Source organism: Bosea sp. ANAM02 (genome assembly GCF_011764485.1).
Taxonomy (GTDB): Bacteria; Pseudomonadota; Alphaproteobacteria; order Rhizobiales; family Beijerinckiaceae; genus Allobosea.
This window is the reverse complement of the sequence record NZ_AP022848.1, coordinates 2,786,607-2,808,100: the sequence shown is the minus strand read 5'-3', so window position 1 is coordinate 2,808,100 and position 21,494 is coordinate 2,786,607. Positions and strand designations below refer to the sequence as shown.

Below are 21,494 nucleotides of genomic sequence, written 5' to 3'. Positions count from 1 at the left end.
CTGGGCCATGTCGGTCGCCGTCACCATCGAGACAATCGAAAAGCGCTTTGAAAATTTCCCGGCGCTGCGCGGCGTCTCGCTCGATATCCAGCCGGGGGAGCTGGTCGCGCTGCTCGGTCCCTCCGGTTCGGGCAAGACCACGCTGCTGCGCCTCATCGCGGGACTGGAAGAGGCCGATCGCGGCCGCGTGCTGTTCGGCGAGACCGATACGCGCGATCTCTCGCTGCGCGAGCGCCGCATCGGCTTCGTCTTCCAGCAATACGCGCTGTTCAAGACGATGAATGTTGCCGAGAATATCGGCTTCGGCCTGAAATCCCGTCCGCGGCACGAGCGCCCGGGCAACGACGAAATCCGCAAGCGCGTCAGTGACTTGCTCGACCTCGTTCAGTTGCCGGGACTGGAAAAACGTTATCCGAGCCAGCTTTCCGGCGGCCAACGCCAGCGCGTCGCCCTGGCACGTGCGCTCGCCATCGAGCCGCGCGTGCTGCTGCTCGACGAGCCCTTCGGCGCGCTCGACGCCAAGGTCCGCAAGGACCTGCGGGCGTGGCTGCGCGAATTGCACGGGCGCACCGGCCACACCACCGTCTTCGTCACCCACGATCAGGAGGAAGCGCTGGAGCTGGCCGACCGGGTCGCGATCCTCAACGAGGGGCGGATCGAGCAGGTCGGCTCGGCAGACGATGTCTACGATCACCCGGCGACGCCCTTCATCTGCGAGTTCCTGGGCGAGGCGAACAAGCTGCCGGTCAAGATCGTCGGCAGCCAGGCCTTCTTCGGCGACCGGCCGGTGCTCGGCGGATTGTCGCAGAACCAGGGCGGCGCGGCCTCGCTCTATGTCCGGCCGCAGCATCTGCGCATCGTCGACGAGACGCCGCTGGCGCTGCCCGGCACGGTCGAGCACCTGCGTCGCAACGGCCCGATTCGCCGGGCGGAGGTCGCGGTCGAGGGGCTGAAGAAGCGGCTGGAAGTCGATCTCGCCAGCCAGGTCGCCCCGGCGATCGGCGAACGGATCAGGCTGCGCATCGCCCATGGCAACCTGTTCGCGGCGGCGTGAGGAGCCCCCCGTCATTCCGGGGCATGGCGCAGCCATGAGCCCGGAATCCAGAACCGACGCCCTCGGAAAGGAAGCTTCTTGCTCGCCGCCATTCTTGAGATCGCATCGGTTCTGGGTTCCGGGCTCGATCCTTCGGATCGCCCCGGAATGACGAGAGGTTCCGCAGCATGACGCCCTGCATGCGGCAGCGGCATGAAGCCGCCCTCGCCTCAACCGGCGGGTCGGGCTATGCCTGTCGCATAGCGGATCACGCCGACAGGAGATCGCGATGAAAGCACGCGCGAAATGGGTTGATGGCATGGCCTTCATGGGCGAGTCCGGCAGCGGGCACGCCATGATCATGGATGGCGCCCCGGAATATGGCGGGCGCAATCTCGGCATCCGGCCGATGGAGATGCTCCTGATCGGGCTTGCCGGCTGCACCGGCTTCGACGTCGTCAGCATGCTCAAGAAGGGCCGCGAGAACGTCACCGGCTGCGAGGTCGATGTCGAGGCCGAGCGCGCCACGACCGATCCCAAGGTCTTCACCAAAATCCACCTCGCCTATCGCATCACCGGCAAGGGTTTGTCGCAGGCCAAGGCTGAGCGGGCCGTCACATTGTCGAAGGAAAAATACTGTTCGGCTTCGATCATGCTCGGGGCGACCGCCGAGATGAGCTACAGCCTCGAGGTGATCGACGAATTGCACAGGGAGGCCGCTGAATGAGCCGGGCTGAATTCGCCGGACTGATCACGCCGGAGGCGCTGGCTGCGCGGCTTGGCGACAAGAACCTCGTCGTCATCGACATCCGCACCGCCGCCGACGGCGCGCAGGCAGCCTTCGAAGCCGGGCATGTCCCCGGCGCGATCCATTCCGACTATGCCGCCGATGGCTGGCGGGCGAAGATCGGCAATGCGCCCGGCATGCTGCCGCCGCTCGACCATCTCGCCGCGCTCGCCGGCCGAATCGGCATCACGCCGCATGACGATGTCGTCATCGTCCCGGCCGGCACCGCCGCGACCGATTTCGCCGCGGCAGCGCGGGTCTACTGGACGCTGAAATTCATCGGCCATGGCCAGCAGGCGATCCTCGATGGCGGCTTCAAGGCCTGGACCGCCGATCCGCAGCGGCCGGTCGCGACCGGCCCGTCAGTGCCGAAGAGCGCGGGCCCCTATCCGGTCGTGGCGCAGCAGCGCCTGCGCAGCACGGCGGATTCGACTCTGGTCGCCTCCCGAAGCAAGCAGGCGAGCCTCGTCGATGCGCGCGGCCCCAGCTATTTCGAAGGCCGCGAGAAATCGGCGGAAGCGGCGCGTGCCGGCCATATTCCCGGTGCGATCCAGCGCGACTATGCCGGCGCCTTCGAGCCCGGCAGCGGCAAGCTGAAAGCCACCGGCGCGTTGAACCAGCTCTTCGCAACCGTGCCGCAGGGGCCGGTCGTGTCCTATTGCAATACCGGCCATTCGGCGGCGGCGAACTGGTTCGTGCTGTCGGAGGTTCTGGGCCGCGACGAAGTCGCACTCTACGATGGCTCGATGACCGACTGGACGCAGGACACGGACCGCCCCGTCGCGACCGGCAAGGCGGCCTGACGCTCCCCTCCCGTCATGGTCGGGCTTGTCCCGACCATCCACGTCTTCCTTCGTGTGTTGCGAGGTCAAGACGTGGATGCTCGCCACAAGGGCGAGCATGACGGCGAAGCTTCCAGTCTCAATTTGCAAAAAGCCGAAAAAGGCGTCAAAGAGCAGCGTGCGCTTGAGCTGCGCCGCTTCCTGACATTCTGGACATAAGCCATCAGCCGATGAACGCCGTCGCGCCGAAAATCTCCTTCGTTTCGCTGGGCTGCCCCAAGGCGCTCGTCGATTCCGAACGGATCATCACCTCGCTGCGCTCGGAGGGCTACGAGCTCTCGAAGAGCCATGCCGGCGCCGACCTCGTCATCGTCAACACCTGCGGCTTCCTCGACTCGGCCAAGGCGGAGTCGCTGGAGGCGATCGGTTCCGCCATGGCCGAAAACGGCAAGGTCATCGTAACCGGCTGCATGGGCGCCGAGCCCGAGCAGATCCGCGACGTCTTCCCCAACGTGCTCGCGATCACCGGCCCGCAGGCCTATGAGAGCGTCGTCTCGGCCGTACACCAGGCGGTGCCGCCGAAGCACGACCCCTTCGTCGATCTCGTGCCCGACCAGGGCGTGAAGCTCACGCCGCGGCACTACGCCTATCTCAAGATTTCAGAGGGTTGCAACAATCGCTGCACCTTCTGCATCATCCCGAAGTTGCGCGGCGATCTCGTCTCGCGACCGATCGGCGACGTGCTGCGCGAGGCCGAGAAGCTGGCCAAGGCCGGCGTCAAGGAACTGCTGGTGATCTCGCAGGACACCAGCGCCTACGGTCTCGACATCAAGTATGCGCCCTCGATGTTCAAGGATCGCGAGATCCGCACGCGCTTCTTCGAGCTCGCCCGCGAGCTCGGCCAGATGGGGATGTGGGTGCGCCTGCACTACGTCTACCCTTACCCGCATGTCGACGAGGTGATCCCGCTGATGCAGGAAGGGCTCGTCCTGCCCTATCTCGACATCCCGTTCCAGCATGCTTCGCCGAAGGTGCTGAAGGCGATGAAGCGCCCGGCCCATCAGGACCGTACGCTCGACCGCATCCGCAAGTGGCGCGATATCTGCCCGGACCTCGCCATCCGCTCGACCTTCATCGTCGGCTTCCCCGGCGAGACCGAGGAGGACATGGACATCCTCGTCGACTGGCTGAAGGAAGCGAGGCTGGAGCGCGTCGGCGCTTTCAAATTCGAGCCGGTGAAGGGCGCGCCCGCCAACGACCTCGGCCTCGATCTCGTTCCCGAGGAGATCAAGGAGGCGCGCTGGCACCGTTTCATGAAGGCGCAGGCCGAGATTTCCGCCCGCATCGTCAAGGGCCGCGTCGGCAAGCGCATTCCCGTCATCATCGACGAGGCCGGCCCGACCGTCGCCAGGGGCCGCTCGAAATGGGACGCGCCGGAGATCGACGGCAATGTCTATGTAGCGAGCCGCCGCCCCTTGCGAGCCGGCGACATCGTCACCGTGAAGATCGAGCGCGCCGACGCCTACGACCTGCACGGCATCGCGGTCTGATCCGTCTCTGCCTCAGTTGAAGCTGCAGAGCCGGCGGATGGCGCGGCCGTTGCGGTCGCGCGCCGTGCCCAGGCTGCTGCAGGCGTCGCTCGCCAACACGGTCTCGCCCTGCCCGGCCTGCCGGGGCGGTTCGCTGCACATCCCGATCGTGCAGGCGGTCTCGGCATATTGCAGGCGAGGCGCGCGCGGAATGCGCACCCGCCCCTGCTCCGCGCCCTGCAGGATCGCTTCGGTATGGTTGGCCGTCCTTGCGCCGGTTCCTCGAGCCTGCTGGGCCAGCGCGACGCCCGAAAGGGCGATGACCACGAAGAGGAAAGTGGCGATCCGAAACTGGGACGACATGAGCGTCGGGGTCCTGAATGGTCGCCGGCATGCGCCGGCACCGATTCGTCGCGGAACCCCGTTTCCGGGTTCATGGCTCGCATGAAAAATGCGCCCGGATAACCGGGCGCATCGGTCTTGCTTGCATCATTCCCGAGTTTGGCAGCCCGGTCAGGGAATCAGCACCGTAGAGCCCGTGGTTCCGCGCGACTCGAGCAGGCGGTGGGCCTCGGCCGCATCCTTCAGCGGGAAGGTGGCATTGACCGGCACCTTGACCTTGCCGCTCGTCACCGCCTCGAACAGGTTCTTCGCCATCGCGACCATGGTCTCCCGCCTGGCGGTGTGGGTGTTGAGCGTCGGGCGCGTGACATAGAGCGAGCCCTTGGCGGAGAGGATGCCGAGATTGAAGGCCTCCACCGCGCCCGAGGCATTGCCGAAGCTCGCCATCAGGCCGAAGGGCTTCAGCGTGTCCAGCGACTTCATGAAGGTGTCCTTGCCGACGCCGTCATAGACAACGTCGCAGAGCCTGCCGCCGGTGATCTCCTTCACGCGCGCCGCGAAATCCTCCTCGCGATAGTTGATGACGTGATCGGCGCCATGCGCCTTGGCCAGATCCGCCTTCTCCTTCGAGCCGACGGTGCCGATCACGGTCGCGCCCAGCGCCTTGCCCCATTGGCAGAGGATGAGGCCGGTCGCCCCCGCCGCGGCATGGACGAGGATCGTATCGCCCGGCTTCACCTTGTAGGTCCGGTGCAGCAGATACTCGGCCGTCAGGCCCTTGAGCATCATGCTGGCGGCTGCCTCATAGGAGACGCCGTCGGGCAGCGCGACGACGGAAGCCGCCGGCACGATGCGCTCCTCGGCATAGGCGCCGAGCGCCGAGACGACCACGACGCGATCGCCTGCCTTGAATTCGGTGACGTTCGGACCGACGGCAAGCACGTCGCCGGCACTTTCATTGCCCAGCGTGAAGGGCAGTTGCGGCGCCGGATAGAGGCCGGAGCGGAAATAGGTGTCGATGAAGTTCAGGCCGATCGCCCGATTCCGCATTAGGATTTCGCCGGGACCCGGCTGCGGCAGGGCGACGTCCTCGAACTGCAGGACCTCGGGGCCGCCGGTCTTGTGGGCACGAATGGCTTTGACCATGAAAGGCATCTCCTTCGAATGGATGCCCGACCTTAATTCATCCTGCCGGAAAGGCATCCGTGCCCGACGCAGAACGCACCTTGCGACTTTGCGGCCCGTGGCCAAGACGTCGCGCATCGGCTAGCCAAGGGCATGAGCATGAATGCTGCCGATCAGGTCGATATCGCCATCGTGGGCGCCGGTGCCGTCGGGCTTGCGGCCGCGCTGGCATTGAGCCGCGAAGGGCGCAGCGTCGCCCTGCTCGGCCCGGTCGCGACGCCGCGTGACGGCCGCACCGTCGCCCTGCTCGACGGCTCCTGGAAGATGCTGGCCGATCTCGGCCTGCAGGAGGCCTTGCTCGAAAAGGCCGCGCCGCTGGAAGTGATGCGCCTCGTCGATGATAGCGGCAGCCTGTTCCGCCAGCCGCCGGTCGAGTTCCGCGCCTCCGAGATCGGGCTTGAGGCCTTCGGCTGGAATATCGAGAATGCCGACCTGACCGGGATTCTCGCCGAGAAGGCCGCCGCGTTGTCCGGCCTGCGGATGCTGCCCGGTTTCGTGTGCGCGATCGAAGCCGAGACGGATGGCGTGCGCCTCTCCGGCGAGGGTTTCGCGCCGGTGAAGGCTCGCCTCGTCGTCGGCGCCGACGGACGCAGTTCGCAGGTGCGTGCGGCAGCCGGCATAGAGAGCCGCGACTGGCGCTATCCGCAGGTCGCGCTGACCGCGATCTTCGAGCATCGCCGCGATCATCAGGAAATCTCGACGGAGTTCCATACGCGCAAAGGCCCCTGCACGATCGTGCCCTTGCCCGGCCGGCGCTCCTCGCTGGTCTGGCTCGTCGATCCGGAGGAGGCCCCGGCGCTGACCGCGCTCGATGATGCCGCCTTCGCGCTACGGGTCGAACGACAGGTGCAGTCGCTGCTCGGTGCGATGACGGTGTCGGGGCCGCGCGGCAAGGTGCCGATGGGCGGACTTTCGGTCGAGCGCTTCGGCGCCGGCCGCATGGCTCTGATCGGCGAGGCCGCGCATGTCTTCCCGCCGATCGGGGCGCAGGGGCTCAATCTCGGCTTGCGCGATGTCACAGCGCTGAGCGAGGCGCTGGCGGGGGCGACGGATGCCGGCGCGGCGAGCGTGGTTGCTGACTACGACAGGGCACGGCAGGCCGATGTCCGGCTGCGCACCGGCGCGGTCGACATGCTCAACCGCACGCTGCTGACCGATCTGCTGCCGGCCGACCTGATGCGCGGCGCAGGGTTGCTCGCGCTGTCGCGGATCGGCCCGCTCAGGCGGCTCGTCATGCGGCAGGGCTTGGCCGGCGGCGCGGCGCGATGAGATCGAGCATGAAACAAGCGGTCATTCCGGGGCTTCGCGTCAGCGAAGAGCCCGGAACCCAGAACCGATGCCGCGATTCGCAGGGGGAATCCTCTCCGCGCCTTTCCGGAGGACTGCATCGGTTCTGGGTTCCGGGCTCAGGCCGATGGCCTGCCCCGGAATGACCGCAGCGTTTCCCTCTTCCCTTCCCCTAAAACCGTCCGCGTATCCGCTCCGCTCGCCGCGACCTTGCGCAATCCCGCCGCCTGCTCGCGGAAGACAGGTGCGAGCGGCAGAGGCGTCGAGACGAGGCGCCGGCCACCGGGCTCCTCGACCTGAGCGTCGAGCAGGCCGCGTGCCGATATCTGCGGATCGAAGACCGCCTCCTCCAGCGTCCGCACCACGGTGCAGCAGCAATCGAGCGGCTCGACCAGCGCACGCCAATAGGTGGCGCTCTCGCTGGCGATGATGGCGGCGATTCCGGCCCGCGTCGCCTCGGGGTCGCGGCGATCGTCGCGCAGGCGCTCGTCGAGGCCGATGCCTTCGCAGAAGCCCTGCCAGAATTTCGGCTCGATCGCGCCGACCGCGAGGAACCAGCCATCGGCCGTGGCATAGAGCCCGTAGCGCGGGCTTGCGCCGGTCAGCAGGCCCTCCCCGCCATCGGGAAAGGAACCGGTCACCTGGCCCTGTGCCAGCCCGTACCAGGCGAAGGTCGGCATCGCATCGGCCATGGCGATGTCGAGACGGCAGCCCTGCCCGGTGCGATCGCGCTGGCGCAAGGCCAGCAGGATGTTGAGCACGGCCGGCATGGTGCCGCCGGCGATGTCGGCCACGAGCGGCGGCGGCAGAGGCGGCGCCTCGCCGCGCTTCAGCGACTGGCCGAGCAGGCCGCCGAGCGCCTGATAGTTGATGTCGTGCCCGGCCTCCTGCGCACGCGGGCCGTGCTGGCCATAGCCGCTGATCGAGCAATAGATCAGGCGCGGGTTGATCGCCTTCAGGGCCTCATGGCCGAAACCGAGCCGCTCCATCACGCCCGGCCGGAACTGCTCGATCAGGATATCGGCCTTGGCGATCAGCGGAGCCAGCCGCGCCAGAGCATCCGGAGCCTTCAGATCGAGCTCGACGCTCTCCTTGCCGCGATTGAGCACCGCGAAGGGCGCCGCGGTCTCGCCGAATCGCGGCGGGAAGCCGCGCATGTCCTCGCCGCCCGGCCGCTCGATCTTGATGACGCGCGCACCGGCTTCCGAGAGGAAAAGGCTCGCCAGCGGCCCGGGCAGGAGTGTCGAGAAATCGAGGACCAGCAGGTCGTCCAGCGGCAGCATCCGGCACCCAATTGCGCAGGGCGTGCTTGGAAAGCTCCTCAGCCCTCATCCTTCGAGACGCGCCTGCGGCGCTCCTCAAGATGAGGGCTTGCTTCCCGAACAAGCCTCAGTGAAACAGATCGGCCGCTATCCTGCCCGTCTTCACCAACCACAGGAAGCCCGAGAGCGTGACCATCGACACGATGGTGCCGACGAGGATGCAGGCCGAGGCGCGCTCGATCCCGACCTTGTACTGCGTCGAGATGACGAAGATGTTCAGGGCCGGCGGCAGCGCCGCCATGATGATCGCGGCATAGATCCAGTTTGTCGGGATGCCGCCGATGGCCGATAGCAGCACCCAGACCAGCAGCGGATGCAGCAGGAGCTTGACAAAGACCAGCGCCGGGACGCCGGCCGGCATCGTCTTCATCGGCCTCAGCGCCACGGTGACGCCGAGCAGGAAAAGCGCGCAGGGCGCGGCCGCCTGCGACAGCCATAGAACCATCCGGTCGAGCGCCACCGGCAGTTCGAACTTGAGATAGCTTGCCAGCACGCCGGCCAGCGTCGCGACGTTGAACGGATGGGTGACGACCCGCCAGGCCACCTCGCCGGCCGTGGCGAGCAGGCTCTTCTTCTCGACCCCGGCGACCGCCATGAGCAGCGGCACGAGCGAGAACAGCAGGACGCTGTCGAAGACGAAGATCAGCACGACCGGCGCGCTCGCCTCGGGTCCGAGCGCCGCCAGGATCAGCGGCGGGCCCATATAGCCGATATTGGAATAGGCCCCGGCGACGCCCTGCATCACCGCCTGCGGCAGGTCGCCCTTCGCAGCCTTCAGCCCGATCGCCAGCGACAGGGTGAAGGCGCAGAAGGTGGCGAAGGTCGTGCCGGCGATGAACTTCCAGTTGGCGAGCTCGCTCAGCGGCTTGTCGGCGATCAGGCGGTAGAACAGCGGCGGCAGCGCGACATAGATCAGGAAGAACTGCAGCCAGGCGAGCCCTTCCTCCGGCAACTGCTTGTAGCGGCCGATGGCGAAGCCGAGCAGGATCAACCCGAAGAACGGCGCGACCAGGTTGAAGATGTTGAGAAGGTCGGCCATCGGCGGCGATTTCGTCCTGCGGTGAAGGCGCCCGCTTTCGACCCGAACCCGGCGGACATCTGCATCTAGCGCATGGCCTGAGGCGAGCAAGGGCTTTCGGAGCAGGCAGATCCTCGCTTAGCGCAACAAAGAGACAGAATACCTAGGATAAATTGCCTAATACACTCAATGGGATTATTAGCCTAGGCATATCACCCTATCGACCTGCAAAAGAACCATGGACGGCATCCGGCGTCTCGGCCACAGTCGCTGCATTGCAGCATGGAGCCGCCGATGACCGTCAAGACGCCGCGCCAGTTCTTCCGCCCGCTCGCGATCGGCGCGCCGGAGCCCTTCCGCGAATTGCCGTTGCGGCTCGAGCGGATGATCCATTTCGTGCCGCCGCATCTGGAGAAGGTGCGCGCCAAGGTCGGCGAGCTCGCCGGACAGGTCGATATCGTGCTCGGCAATCTCGAGGATGCGATCCCGGTCGAGGCCAAGCAGGCGGCGCGCGACGGCTTCATCACCATGGGCAAGGCCGTCGATTTCGGCAAGACGGGCCTGTGGACGCGCGTCAATGCGCTGAATTCTCCATGGTTCCTCGACGATATCACCGCGATCATGGGCGAGATCGGCGGCAAGCTCGATGTCGTGATGGTGCCGAAGGTCGAGGGTCCCTGGGACATCCATTATGTCGACCAGTTGCTGGCGCAGTTCGAGGCGCGGCACCTGCTGCGCAAGCCGATCCTGATCCACGCCATCCTGGAGACGGCGGAAGGCGTCAAGAATGTCGAGGCGATCGCCACCGCCTCGCCGCGCATGCACGGCATGAGCCTCGGCCCCGCCGATCTCGCAGCCTCGCGCGCCATGAAGACGACCCGCGTCGGCGGCGGACACCCCGAATACAAGGTGATCGCCGACCCCTCCCCCGATGGCGGGCCGCGCGCTGTCGCGCAGCAGGATCTCTGGCACTACACGCTCGCCAAGATGGTCGATGCCTGCGCCTCGGCCGGAATCAAGCCTTTCTACGGCCCGTTCGGCGATTTCGCCGATGAGGCCGCCTGCGAGGCGCAGTTCCGCAACGCCTTCCTGCTCGGCTGCGCCGGCGCCTGGACGCTGCACCCCTCGCAGATCGCCATCGCCAAGCGTGTCTTCAGCCCCGATCCGGCCGAGGTCGCCTTCGCCAGGCGGATTCTGGAGGCTATGCCGGACGGCTCCGGCGCCGTGATGATCGACGGCAAGATGCAGGACGACGCCACCTGGAAGCAGGCGAAGGTCATCGTCGATCTCGCCGATCAAGTCGCGGCGCGGGACCCTGATCTGGCAGAGCGCTACGGAATGTGATGGGACAGCGGGCCTCAATCGATTGATTTCGACGCATTTACGACGCATTGCTTGAGCAAGGCGGCAAGAACGTAAGCTGGCGGCGTATCAGCCGGCGCAAGATGGATTTGTCATGGAAGCGCGTTCGGCCAAGTTCAGGATCGGGCAGGTGGTCAAGCACCGCATCTACCCGTTCCGTGGCGTGATCTTCGATGTCGACCCGGTCTTCTCGAATACCGAGGAGTGGTGGATGGCGATTCCGGAGGCCATGCGCCCGTCGAAGGACCAGCCCTTCTACCACCTCTTCGCCGAGAACGAGGAGTCGGAATACGTCGCCTATGTCTCCGAGCAGAACCTCGTCGACGACGATTCCGGCGAGCCCGTGCGCCATCCCCGCGCGAAGGAATTCTTCCGGCGCGACCGCAAGGGCCGCTACAAGCTGGACCGCGCCGATTTGAATTGAGGTTCGGCGGCCTTTTGGTGGCCCTTGATTGTCATTCCGGGGCTTCGCGTCAGCGAAGAGCCCGGAATCCATGAACACGCCATTTGCCGTCATGGTCGGGCTTGTCTCGACCATCCACGTCTTCACCGATGCAATGCAGTGTTCAAGACGTGGATGCTCGCCACAAGGGCGAGCATGACGAACTGGACCAATGGCGTGTTCATGGATTCCGGGCTCAGGCCTTCGGCCTGCCCCGGAATGACGACAGAGGCTCCAGCGCCTTCAGATCCGCAACTCTCCGCGGCCCCCATCCCAAGAAAAAAGCCGGCCCCGCGAGGGACCGGCCTTTTCTGTGTCGCGCTATCGCGCAGTCGCTCAGGGCTTCGGCGCGGGCGCGGCAGGCGCGGCGCCGGGAGCCGGGGCGGCAGCACCCGGAGCGGCGGCACCGCCGGCGCCGAGGCGCTGGCGCAGCTCTTCCTGGCGCTTGGCCAGCTCGTCCTGGAGCTGCTTCTGCTGGTCCTCGAGGACCTTCGGGTCGATCGCGGCGCCGTCGAAGCCCTTGGCGAAATCGGCCAGCGGAATGGTGAAGGTCAGCTCGCGGGCGCCCTGGTTCTGGACGCTGACATTGAGGTTCGTGCCCTTCTTCATCGCATTGATGAAGTCGTCCTTGACCTGCGCCTCGGCGAAGCAGCCGTTCGGGAAGCAGATGGCGTAGCGGCCGCCGGTGGGCTGGGCGCTGTCGACGCCGAAGCGGATGCCGGGCTGCAGCAGGAGGCCGAGCGGCATCAGGAAGCGCACGATCTTGTTGGGATCGCCCTTGACGTCATAGACCGCGACGGCGAGCACCGGCTGGCCCTGATCCGAGACGAAGTCGCGGGTGGTGTAGCAGATTTCCTTGTTGGCGCCCTGGTCCTTGCCGCAGACCTTGGTCCAGCTCGTCTGCGACGGTTCGGGCTTGACCTGCACGACGGTCGGGCCGGTGGCGGCGCCGGGCTGAGCCGGGGCGGCGGGCTGCTGGGCCGGGGCAGCCGGGCGTGCCGGCCGCTGCGCCGGAGCCTGGGCGAAGGCAGCGACGGGCGCAAAGCCGATGGCTGCGCCGAGCACAAGGCGAAGCGCGCGAGATGACAGGCGATACGAAGCGGACATTCCTTGTCTTTCCTTACCAAGCGAATTCGGGATCACGACTTCGCAAGCCGCGCGCGTCACCGCTGATGGCCCAATCGCATGGGGCGCCGGCCATCGCAAGCCGTGCACATCAAGGCTGATTGAGGCGTTTGAATGACACCCTGCCCTCGCCTTTAGCGAGTTCGCGGCGAGGATTCCAGCCCGAATAGCTGCGTGACCCTGCTGCTCCCATGCTATTCTTGCCGAGGGAATCAGGTCGTACGATGGAATTTCTTCGATTGCCCCAGGCGGTGAGCCGCCGCGGGGTCAACCTTCTGCTGGCTTTGGCCCCGTTCGCCGTCCTGGCGCGCGGCCGCACGGCATTGGCCGATTCGGCCCCGCTGGGGCACGCCATCGCGATGCATGGCCAGCCGGCCCTGCTGCCCGGCTTCGCGCACCTGCCCTATGCCGACCCCGGAGCGCCCAAGGGCGGGCGCATCGTCATGGGCATCCAAGGCACATTCGACAGCCTCAACCCGCTCGTCGTGCTCGGCGTCGCGCCCGATGCCGTGCCGAAATATGTCCAGCAGAGCCTGCTCTACCGTTCGGCCGACGAGCCCTTCACGGCCTATGGCCTGCTCGCCTCCGGCGTTGCGCTCGATGCCGACCGCAAGCATCTGGCCTTCGAGATCGACGAGCGCGCGCGGTTCTCGGACGGCAAGCCGGTCACGGCCGAGGACGTGATCTTCACGTTCGAGATGCTCAAGACCAAGGGTAAGCCGTTCCATCGTTCCAGCCTCGGCCGGGTGACAAAGGTCGCCGCGCCTTCGCCCCGGCGCGTCGAGTTCGAGCTCGGCGACGGCTCCAACCGCGAATTGCCGCTGGTGATCGGCGCGATGCCGATCTTCGCGAAGCATGCGACCCAAGCCGAAACCTTCGGCGAGACCAGCTTTAAGCCGGCGCTCGGCTCCGGCCCCTATGTCGTCGAGGAAATCCGGCCCGGCGAAGCGCTGACGCTGCGGCGGCGCAAGGATTTCTGGGCCGAGGAGCATCCGCTCACGCGCGGGCTCTATAATGCCGACGAGATCCGCTACGATTTCTACCGGGACTCGAACGCGCTGTTCGAGGCGTTCAAGGCCGGGCTCTACGATGTCCGCATCGAGGGCGACCCGACGCGCTGGATGACCGGCTACGATATCCCCGCCGTCCATGACGGGCGCATCCGGCAGGAGACCCTGCATTTCAACACGCCCAAGGGCATGACCGGCCTCGTCTTCAACACGCGCCGGCCGATCTTCGCCGATGTCCGGGTGCGTGAGGCGCTGGGCCTGCTGTTCGATTTCGAATGGGTCAACCGCAACCTGTTCCACGGCGTCTATCGCCGCGCCGGTAGCTTCTTCTCTGATTCGGATCTGTCGGCACTCGGCGCCCCCGCCGACGAGCGGGAGAAGGTCCTGCTCGCCGCTTTCCCCGGCGCGGTGCGCGGGGACATCCTCGCCGGCACCTGGCGGCCCTCGGAGACCGACGGGTCGGGCCGCGATCGCGAGCAGGCGCGTAAGGCGCTCGATCTGCTCAAGGCTGCCGGCTACACGCTGCGCGAAGGCGTTCTGCGCAACGGCAAGGACGAGCCTTTCGCCTTCGAGATCACCGTGACCAGCCGGCCGCAGGAACGGCTCGCGCTCAACTATGCGCAATCGCTCGCCCGGCTCGGCATCGCCGTCTCGGTGCGCCTGATCGACGACGTGCAGTACTGGCGGCGCCTGTCGGCTTATGATTTCGACATGATCCAGTGGACCTGGCCGGCCTCGGCCTCGCCCGGCAACGAGCAGATCGGGCGCTGGGGCTCGGCGAATGCCGCCCGCAACGGCTCGCTGAACTATGCCGGCGTGAAATCGCCCGCCGTCGACGCCGTGCTGCAGGCCCTGCTCGGAGCCCGCGAGCGCGCGGATTTCGTCGCGGCGGTGCGCGCGCTCGACCGCCTGCTGATCTCCGGCTTCTACGTCGTACCGCTCTATTACCTGCCCGACACCTGGATCGCTTTCGCGCGCGGCGTCACGCTGGCGGGGCGGCAGCCCGCCTATTTCCTCTCCAACGAGCTGCTGGCCCGCCTCCCGGCGGCGGCACCGGCGAACTAGGATCTGTCGATGCGGGCAGAACAGGACGAAGCCTCAGCCTTGCTCGACGGTCTCGATCTCGACACCCTGCTCGCGGCCCTGACCCGCAACCGCGGCTATGACGCGGCCCTGCGCGATCCACCGGGCCGGCGCGGCTGGAGCGACGTCACGCCGGGCTCGGTCAATTTCCTCGACCTCGACGAACGCATCGACCGTCTGGCACGGCTGCTCGCCATCAACAAGGGCACGCCGGGGGCGAGCGTCGCGATCATGGCGCCGCTGGGGCCAGAGGCCATCGTCTCGATCCTGGCGAGTCTGCGCGCGGGCCTGTCGCCCCTGATGCTGCCCCTGCACGGCAACGAGCTCGAACTGCTCAAGCTGATCGAGGCTTCCGGCGCGGTGATGGCGCTCGGCGTCAGCCGGGTCGGGCCGCTGCGGCCGCTGCTCGTGCTGCGCAATCTCGCGATGCGGGCCTTCGGGACGCGCTTCGTCGGCGGCTTCGGCCCGGATGTGCCCGATGGCGTCGCACCACTCGACATGCTGATGGCAAGCCCGACGCTGCATCCGCTGCCGCAACTCGCCGAGCGGCCGGTGCTGCAGATCGCCGACGGCACCTCGCTGCAGGGGCCGATCGCGCTGCCGGAGCGGGAATTGCTCGGCAAGGCACTCGACATCTCGCGGGCTCTGAAGCCGACCGTCTCGTCGCGGATCGTGACGACGCTGGTCGGCGGCGACCTCGCCGCGCTGGCGAGCGGACCGGGCGTCGCGATGCTGAGCGGGCTCGAACTCCTGCCGCTCGGCCTGTTCAACCTCGGCGACCTGCAGGCCTGCATCGAAGGCGGGCGCAGCGTGCATCTGGTGCTGCCCGGCGCCATGGAACCGGCGCTGGCGCATTCTCGGCTCGCCGGGCATCCGGCGCTGGCCAGTCTCGTCTTCGTGCACCGCGCGAGCGACGCCCGCGGCCTACCCGCAATCGACCGTCCGGATGTCGCTATCGTCGATATCGAGGCGCATTCGGCCGGCGATATCAGCGTCAGCAAACGACAGGGACCTGCGGCCGCCGAATAGTGCCGCATCGCGTCCACCGTTGCCTTCGCAAGCCCTCTCCACGAAGCTTGCGACCCGCTTGCAGGAGACACCCGATGCGCAGCCTCTGCTTTCCGTTTCTCGCGACCGCCCTGCTCACCGGGGCGATGGTCACGCCGGCCCCCGCCAATGCCCAGGCCTGCGCCGATCTCTGGACCGCGCGCAACGAGATCTACAAGGCGCAGGGCTATTGCTTCCGGACCCAGCGAGCGATCGCGGCTTTCGGGAATGCCGGCTGCCAGTACGACTCGATCGAGGACGTGCCACTTTCGGCCAATGATCGCCGGGCGATCGCCGATATCGTCCGGCAGGAGCGCGCCCTGCGCTGCCCGCGCTGAGGCGCATTGCCTGTGGAAGGCAGGGCAGCCCTGCGCCCAGCGAAGGGAAGGCCGTGCTAGAAGCGCCGGCCGCAAGTCCGCGCCCGATCCAACCCGACGATTCATCGCCCGCATGACCACCGCCATCGAGATGGGAACGACGAGGACCGGCGAGCCCGGCCTGATCGATCTCGCCGAATTGCTGGCGACGCGTCTGCTGGTGCAGGGCAATTCCGGCTCGGGCAAGTCGCATCTGCTGCGCCGCCTGCTGGAGCAGAGCGCGCCCTTGGTGCAGCAGGCAATCATCGACCCCGAAGGCGATTTCGTCTCGCTCGCCGACCAGTTCGGCCATGTCGTTGTCGATGCCGAATGCGGCGAGGCCGAACTGCAGCGCGTCGCGCTGCGCGTGCGCCAGCACCGCGTATCGGTGGTGCTCAATCTCGAGAATCTCGAAGCCGACGAGCAGTTGCGCGCCACTGCCGCTTTCCTCGGCGGGCTCTTCGACGTCGACCGCTCGCTCTGGTTCCCGATGCTGATCGTGGTCGACGAGGCCCAGCTCTTCGCGCCCGTCATGGCGGGCGAGGCCTCCGACGAGGCGCGCCGCCTTTCGCTCGGCGCCATGACCAACCTGATGTGCCGCGGCCGCAAGCGCGGCCTTGCCGGCGTCATCGCGACTCAGCGCCTTGCCAAGCTCGCCAAGAACGTCGCGGCGGAAGCCTCGAACTTCCTGATGGGCCGCACCTTCCTCGATATCGACATGCAGCGCGCCGCCGACCTGCTCGGCATGGACCGGCGCCAGGCCGAGATGTTCCGAGACCTCGAACGCGGCCAGTTCGTCGCGCTCGGCCCCGCCCTGTCGAAGCGCCCGCTGCCGATCCGGATCGGCTCGGTCTCCTCGGTCGACCGCGGCGGAGCGCCGGGATTGATGCCGCTGCCCGAGCAGGCGCCGGAAGAGGCCGGCAAGCTGATCTTCACGCGCGGCGAGGACGAGCCGCTGCCGATGGCGCGGCCTGCCCGCCCGGCACCGCGCCCGCGGCCCGACCCGACCGAGGTGCTGCGCCGGATCGAGAACTATCGCCCGGCCCCGCAGCCGGACCCCGAGCCCGAGATCGAGCTGGAACCGGCCGAGCGCGAGGCGATCATGGTCGAGATCCTGCGCGAATTGATGGGCGATCCCGAGGCTCGCTCGCGGCAGGTCGCGGTGCTCTACCAGGACTTCACCGTGCGCTGCCGGATGCGCCGGCTCGGCCGCACGCATCTGAGCCTGGAGGAATTCCGCCGCAGGCTGGCCGTCGCGCGCGCCGGCGTCAGCGACAGCGTCGCGACGAGCGAGGGCTGGCAGGCGGCCGTGGCGGCTTCCGGCACGCTGCCGGAAGACCTGCAGGGGCTCTTCCTCTACATCGCCCGCACCGCGATCGAGGGCCGGCCCTGCCCCAGCGATGCCGAGCTCGCCGAAGTCTACGGCAGCGCCTCGCCGAGCCGGGCGCGCCGCGTGCTCAGCTATATCGAGGAGCGCGGGCTGATCGTCTGCCATGTCGATTTCCGCGGCCAGCGCACGCTGGCGCTCCCGGCGCTCGGCGTGGAAACAGCGCCGGGGCTGGCCCAGCCGCGCACGGCAGGCATGCCGCGCAGCGCACGAGGCTAGTTTCCGGTCTCTGTCTCGATGACTTGAACTCACGAATGCTGTTCCGGCGGGCGGGCTAATCGCGCCGGCTTCGCACCGCCATCTTCCGACCTCCACTGGAGATCTGGATCATGGAATATCGGCGATTGGGCCATTCGGGGCTGATGGTGCCCGCCCTGAGCTTCGGCGCAGGCACCTTCGGCGGAACGGGGCCGCTTTTCAGCGCATGGGGCACGACGGACGCGCGGGAAGCGCGCCGCCTGATCGATATCTGCCTGGAAGCCGGGCTGAACCTGTTCGACACCGCCGATGTCTATTCGAACGGCGCTTCCGAGGAGGTGCTCGGCGAGGCGATCAAGGGACGACGCGACAAGGTCCTGATCTCGACCAAGACCACGCTGCCGATGGGGGACGGGCCCAATGATGCGGGCTCCTCGCGCAGCCGCCTGATCAAGGCGACCGAGGATGCGCTGCGCCGTCTGGGCACCGATTATATCGACCTGCTGCAACTCCACGCCTTCGATGCCGGCACGCCCGTCGAGGAGGTGCTTTCGACGCTCGACATGCTCGTCCGCGCCGGAAAACTGCGCCATGTCGGCGTGTCGAACTTTGCCGGCTGGGAACTGATGAAATCCCTCGCCGCCGCCGAACGCCATGGCTGGCCGCGCTATGTCGCGCATCAGGTCTACTACTCGCTGGTCGGGCGCGATTACGAATGGGAGCTGATGCCGCTCGGCCTCGACCAGGGCGTCGGCGCGCTGGTCTGGAGCCCGCTCGGCTGGGGCCGCCTCACCGGCAAGATCCGGCGCGGCCAGCCGTTGCCTGCGGGCAGCCGCCTGCACGAGACCGCCGAATTCGGCCCGCCGGTGGAGGATGAGCAGCTCTACGCCATCGTCGATGTGCTCGATGCCGTCGCCGGGGAGACCGGCAGGAGCGTGCCGCAGGTCGCGATCAACTGGCTGCTGCAGCGCCCGACGGTCTCCTCCGTCATCATCGGCGCCCGCAACGAGCAGCAATTGCGCGACAATCTCGGCGCGGTCGGCTGGAACCTCACGGCCGAGCAGGTTGCGCGCCTCGATGCCGCAAGTGTGCGGACCGCGCCCTATCCGTATTTCCCCTATCGGCGCCAAGCCGGGTTCGCGCGGTTGAATCCGCCGGTGGTCTGATCCGCGCAGTCCGCGCGAAACTTGACCACCCCGCCCCCGAACGTGCATGACCTCAACCCGCATTCACGGGTTTGGCCATGCGCGTTCTGTTGATCGACAACTACGACAGCTTCACCTGGAACCTGGTCCACCTCATCGGTGGGCTGGGCGCCGAGGTCGATGTCTGGCGTAACGACGCGCTCACTGCCGAGGAGGCGCTTGCCGGCGACCACGACGCGATCGTGCTCTCGCCCGGCCCCTGCACGCCCAACGAAGCCGGCATCTGCCTCGACGTCATCCGCGAAGGCGCGGGCCGGAAGCCGATCTTCGGCGTCTGTCTCGGTCTGCAGGCGATGGGCCAGGCCTTCGGCGGCCAGGTCGTGCGCGCGCCCCTGCCGATGCATGGCAAGGTCTCCCCGATCCGCCACAAGGCGCGCGGCCTGTTCCGCGGCATCAACGGGCCGCTGCAGGCGACGCGCTATCACTCGCTCGTAGTCGAGCGCGCCTCCTGCCCGGACGTCTTCGAGATCGAGGCGGAGAGCGATGACGGCCTGATCATGGCGCTTTCCCATCGGGAGCTGCCGGTCCACGGCGTCCAGTTCCATCCGGAGAGCATCGCCTCCGAGCATGGCGCGACGATCCTGCGGAATTTCCTCGACCTCGCGGAGCGATGGCAGAGCGAACGCGAAGCCTCCGCCCTGACCCTTTCAGCCTGATTCCGCAGAGTTCCCATGGACGATTTCAAACCCTTCATCGCCAAGGTCGCGACCGGCGCGACGCTCTCCCGCGAGGAAGCGCGCGACGCCTTCGACACCATCCTTTCGGGCGAGGTGACGAACGCCCAATCTGCCGCCTTCCTGATGGCGCTGCGCGTGCGCGGCGAGACGATCGACGAGATCGCCGGCGCCGCCAGCGCCATGCGCGGCAAGATGCTGCCCGTGAAGGCGCCGCCCGAGGCGATGGACATCGTCGGCACCGGCGGCGATTCCTCCGGCTCCTACAATGTCTCGACGCTGGCCTCGATCATCACCGCGGCCTGCAGCGTGCCGGTCGCCAAACATGGCAATCGCGCGGCCTCCTCGCGTTCCGGCGCGGCCGACGTGCTGATCGCGCTCGGCGTCAAGGTCGGGCTCGATCCGGCCGCGACCGAGCACTGCATCCGCGAGGCCGGCGTCGGCTTCATGTTCGCGCCGACGCATCACGCCTCGATGCGCCATGTCGCGCCGGTGCGCACCGAGCTCGGCACGCGCACGATCTTCAACCTGCTCGGCCCGCTCTCCAACCCGGCCGGCGCCAAGCGCCAGCTCATCGGCGCCTTCTCCGAGACCTGGCTGGAGCCGATGGTCAAGGTGCTGGCCTCCTTCGGCTCGACCCGCGTCTGGGCCGTGCACGGCTCCGACGGGCTCGACGAGATCACCACGACCGGCCCGACCCGCGTCGTCTCGCTGGAGAACGGCAAGATCGAGAGCTTTTCGATCAGCCCGGCCGATGTCGGCATCGAACCCGCCAAGCCCGAAGTGCTGCGCGGCGGCACGCCGGAGGAGAACGCGGCGGCGCTCAACGCCGTGCTCGCCGGAGAGAAGACCGGCTTCCGCGACATCGCCGCCTTCAATGCGGCAGCAGCGCTGCTCGTCGCCGGCAAGGCCAAGGATTTGAAGGACGGCTTCGCCCAGGCCACGGCCGCGCTCGATTCCGGCAAGGCCAAGGCGACGCTCGCCGCGCTCGTCAAAGCCTCGAACGCGTGAGGCCGGCATGACCGACATCCTCGCCAAGATCGAAGCCTACAAGCGCCAGGAGATCGCGGCGGCGAAAGCCGTGGTCCCGCAGGCCGAAATCGAGCGCCGCGCACGCGCGGCTTCCAAACCACGCGGCTTTGCCAACGCATTGGCCGGCAAGCTCGCTCAGGGCACGCCGGCTCTGATCGCCGAGATCAAGAAGGCGAGCCCGTCCAAGGGCCTGATCCGGGCCGATTTCGACCCGCCCTCGCTCGCCCGCGCCTATGCGGCCGGCGGCGCGGCCTGCCTCTCGGTGCTGACCGACGCGCCTTCCTTCCAGGGCCAGCCGGACTTCCTGACCGCTGCGCGCGAGGCTGCCGGCCTGCCGGCTCTGCGCAAGGATTTCCTCTACGAGCCCTATCAGGTCTACGAGGCCCGCGCCTGGGGCGCCGACTGCATCCTGATCATCATGGCCGGCGTCGACGACGCCACCGCCAGGGCCCTGAACGAGACCGCGCGCGAGCTTGGCATGGATGTTCTCGTCGAGGTCCATGACGATGCCGAGCTCGACCGGGCGCTCAAGCTCGAAAGCCGCCTGCTCGGCATCAACAACCGCGACCTGCGCAGTTTCAACGTCGATCTCGCCGTGACCGAGCGGCTGGCGCCGCGCGTGCCGGCCGACCGCATCGTCATCAGCGAGAGCGGCATCTTCACGCATGACGACATCGCCCGGCTCAACCGGATCGGCGTGAATACCTTCCTCGTCGGCGAGAGCCTGATGCGGCAGGCCGACGTCACCACCGCAACGCAGGCGCTGCTCACCGGCAAGGCCGTCGCGGCGTGAGCCGGCTCAGCCATCTCGACGCGCAAGGCCAGGCGCATATGGTCGATGTCGGCGGCAAGGCCGAGACGACCCGCATCGCGGTCGCCGAGGGCCAGGTCGTCATGGCGCCGGAGACGATCGCGATCGTGCGCGATGGCAACGCCAGGAAGGGCGATGTGCTCGGCACCGCGCGCCTCGCCGGCATCATGGCGGCGAAGCGCACGCATGAGCTGATCCCGCTGTGCCACCCGCTGCTGCTGAGCAAGATCGCCGTCGACCTCGCCATCGACGAGGCCCTGCCAGGCGTGCGCGTGCGTGCCGAGGTCAAGATGAAGGGCCAGACCGGCGTCGAGATGGAGGCGCTGACCGCCGTCTCCGTCGCCTGCCTGACGGTCTACGACATGGTCAAGGCCGTCGACCGGGCGATGCGGATCGAGAATATCCGCCTGCTGCACAAATCCGGCGGCCAGTCCGGCGATTACGAGGCGAAAGTTGGCTAAAGGAATGAGCATGATG

The 21,494-nt window shown here is 67.5% G+C and carries 22 protein-coding genes; 17 read left to right on the top strand and 5 right to left on the bottom strand.

Translation table 11 applies throughout. The features are described from left to right. Positions 1–7 precede the first annotated feature (7 nt). The 5 genes from OCUBac02_RS13540 to rimO all read left to right on the top strand — a co-directional run bounded on the left by OCUBac02_RS13540 (position 8) and on the right by rimO (position 4,152). Entirely contained in the window at positions 8–1,054 is a 1,047-nt protein-coding gene (locus tag OCUBac02_RS13540; protein WP_173046276.1) for a sulfate/molybdate ABC transporter ATP-binding protein, read from the top strand. Positions 1,055–1,322: 268 nt separating this feature from the next. Next, complete coding sequence (locus OCUBac02_RS13535; RefSeq protein ID WP_047580604.1) at positions 1,323–1,760, top strand: OsmC family protein; 438 nt, start codon at positions 1,323–1,325, stop codon at positions 1,758–1,760. Beyond that, positions 1,757–2,623: a sulfurtransferase gene (locus OCUBac02_RS13530; RefSeq protein ID WP_173046275.1), complete on the top strand. Its 867-nt coding sequence runs from the start codon at positions 1,757–1,759 to the stop codon at positions 2,621–2,623. Before OCUBac02_RS13535 ends, OCUBac02_RS13530 begins: the two co-directional genes overlap by 4 nt. A 72-nt stretch (positions 2,624–2,695) precedes the next feature. Continuing rightward, on the top strand, positions 2,696–2,821 hold the full coding sequence (locus OCUBac02_RS27505) for a hypothetical protein (RefSeq protein ID WP_280528814.1): 126 nt from the start codon (positions 2,696–2,698) through the stop codon (positions 2,819–2,821). 11 nt (positions 2,822–2,832) lie between these two features. After that, the gene (gene rimO, locus OCUBac02_RS13525) at positions 2,833–4,152 is read left to right on the top strand and encodes a 30S ribosomal protein S12 methylthiotransferase RimO (RefSeq protein WP_173046274.1); all 1,320 of its coding nucleotides are present in this window, start codon (positions 2,833–2,835) and stop codon (positions 4,150–4,152) included. Positions 4,153–4,164: 12 nt separating this feature from the next. Here the strand turns inward: rimO and OCUBac02_RS13520 are convergent, their stop codons facing one another. Next, the gene (locus OCUBac02_RS13520; protein WP_173046273.1) at positions 4,165–4,494 is read right to left on the bottom strand and encodes a hypothetical protein; all 330 of its coding nucleotides are present in this window, start codon (positions 4,492–4,494) and stop codon (positions 4,165–4,167) included. 150 nt (positions 4,495–4,644) lie between these two features. Continuing rightward, a complete protein-coding gene (locus tag OCUBac02_RS13515) occupies positions 4,645–5,619 on the bottom strand; it encodes a quinone oxidoreductase family protein (RefSeq protein WP_173046271.1) in 975 nt (324 codons plus the stop codon). 138 nt (positions 5,620–5,757) lie between these two features. Between OCUBac02_RS13515 and OCUBac02_RS13510 the strand changes: the two genes are divergently transcribed. Continuing rightward, entirely contained in the window at positions 5,758–6,927 is a 1,170-nt protein-coding gene (locus OCUBac02_RS13510) for a UbiH/UbiF family hydroxylase (protein ID WP_173046269.1), read from the top strand. A 137-nt stretch (positions 6,928–7,064) separates the two neighbouring features. Here OCUBac02_RS13510 and OCUBac02_RS13505 read toward each other — a convergent pair whose 3' ends face one another. After that, positions 7,065–8,228, bottom strand: a complete 1,164-nt coding sequence (locus tag OCUBac02_RS13505) for a CaiB/BaiF CoA transferase family protein (protein ID WP_173046267.1) — start codon at positions 8,226–8,228, stop codon at positions 7,065–7,067. 106 nt (positions 8,229–8,334) lie between these two features. Next, on the bottom strand, positions 8,335–9,306 hold the full coding sequence (locus OCUBac02_RS13500) for an AEC family transporter (RefSeq protein ID WP_173046265.1): 972 nt from the start codon (positions 9,304–9,306) through the stop codon (positions 8,335–8,337). A gap of 273 nt (positions 9,307–9,579) precedes the next feature. On the opposite strand from OCUBac02_RS13500, the gene OCUBac02_RS13495 reads away from it, so the two are divergent. Continuing rightward, positions 9,580–10,629, top strand: a complete 1,050-nt coding sequence (locus OCUBac02_RS13495; RefSeq protein WP_173046263.1) for an HpcH/HpaI aldolase/citrate lyase family protein — start codon at positions 9,580–9,582, stop codon at positions 10,627–10,629. A 112-nt stretch (positions 10,630–10,741) separates the two neighbouring features. Further along, entirely contained in the window at positions 10,742–11,071 is a 330-nt protein-coding gene (hspQ, locus tag OCUBac02_RS13490; protein WP_173046261.1) for a heat shock protein HspQ, read from the top strand. Positions 11,072–11,425: 354 nt separating this feature from the next. Here hspQ and OCUBac02_RS13485 read toward each other — a convergent pair whose 3' ends face one another. After that, positions 11,426–12,196, bottom strand: coding sequence for an invasion associated locus B family protein (locus OCUBac02_RS13485; protein ID WP_173046259.1), 771 nt, complete (start codon positions 12,194–12,196; stop codon positions 11,426–11,428). A 269-nt stretch (positions 12,197–12,465) separates the two neighbouring features. Here OCUBac02_RS13485 and OCUBac02_RS13480 point away from each other — a divergent pair, with 269 nt between their 5' ends. From OCUBac02_RS13480 to moaC, 9 genes are all read left to right on the top strand, one after another. Further along, positions 12,466–14,289, top strand: coding sequence for an extracellular solute-binding protein (locus OCUBac02_RS13480; protein WP_244638931.1), 1,824 nt, complete (start codon positions 12,466–12,468; stop codon positions 14,287–14,289). Positions 14,290–14,298: 9 nt separating this feature from the next. Continuing rightward, entirely contained in the window at positions 14,299–15,336 is a 1,038-nt protein-coding gene (locus OCUBac02_RS13475) for an AMP-binding protein (protein ID WP_173046255.1), read from the top strand. 74 nt (positions 15,337–15,410) lie between these two features. Next, entirely contained in the window at positions 15,411–15,692 is a 282-nt protein-coding gene (locus tag OCUBac02_RS13470; protein WP_173046253.1) for a YARHG domain-containing protein, read from the top strand. Between the two features lie 112 nt (positions 15,693–15,804). Continuing rightward, the gene (locus OCUBac02_RS13465) at positions 15,805–17,316 is read left to right on the top strand and encodes a helicase HerA domain-containing protein (RefSeq protein ID WP_173046251.1); all 1,512 of its coding nucleotides are present in this window, start codon (positions 15,805–15,807) and stop codon (positions 17,314–17,316) included. A gap of 110 nt (positions 17,317–17,426) precedes the next feature. Further along, a complete protein-coding gene (locus tag OCUBac02_RS13460; protein ID WP_173046249.1) occupies positions 17,427–18,461 on the top strand; it encodes an aldo/keto reductase in 1,035 nt (344 codons plus the stop codon). Positions 18,462–18,538: 77 nt separating this feature from the next. After that, complete coding sequence (locus tag OCUBac02_RS13455) at positions 18,539–19,156, top strand: anthranilate synthase component II (RefSeq protein WP_173046247.1); 618 nt, start codon at positions 18,539–18,541, stop codon at positions 19,154–19,156. A gap of 15 nt (positions 19,157–19,171) precedes the next feature. Beyond that, positions 19,172–20,185, top strand: coding sequence for an anthranilate phosphoribosyltransferase (gene trpD, locus OCUBac02_RS13450; protein ID WP_173046246.1), 1,014 nt, complete (start codon positions 19,172–19,174; stop codon positions 20,183–20,185). A 7-nt stretch (positions 20,186–20,192) separates the two neighbouring features. Next, complete coding sequence (gene trpC, locus OCUBac02_RS13445) at positions 20,193–20,999, top strand: indole-3-glycerol phosphate synthase TrpC (RefSeq protein ID WP_173046245.1); 807 nt, start codon at positions 20,193–20,195, stop codon at positions 20,997–20,999. Next, entirely contained in the window at positions 20,996–21,478 is a 483-nt protein-coding gene (gene moaC, locus OCUBac02_RS13440) for a cyclic pyranopterin monophosphate synthase MoaC (protein WP_047580580.1), read from the top strand. The genes trpC and moaC overlap by 4 nt, the downstream gene beginning before the upstream one ends. Positions 21,479–21,494 lie beyond the last annotated feature (16 nt).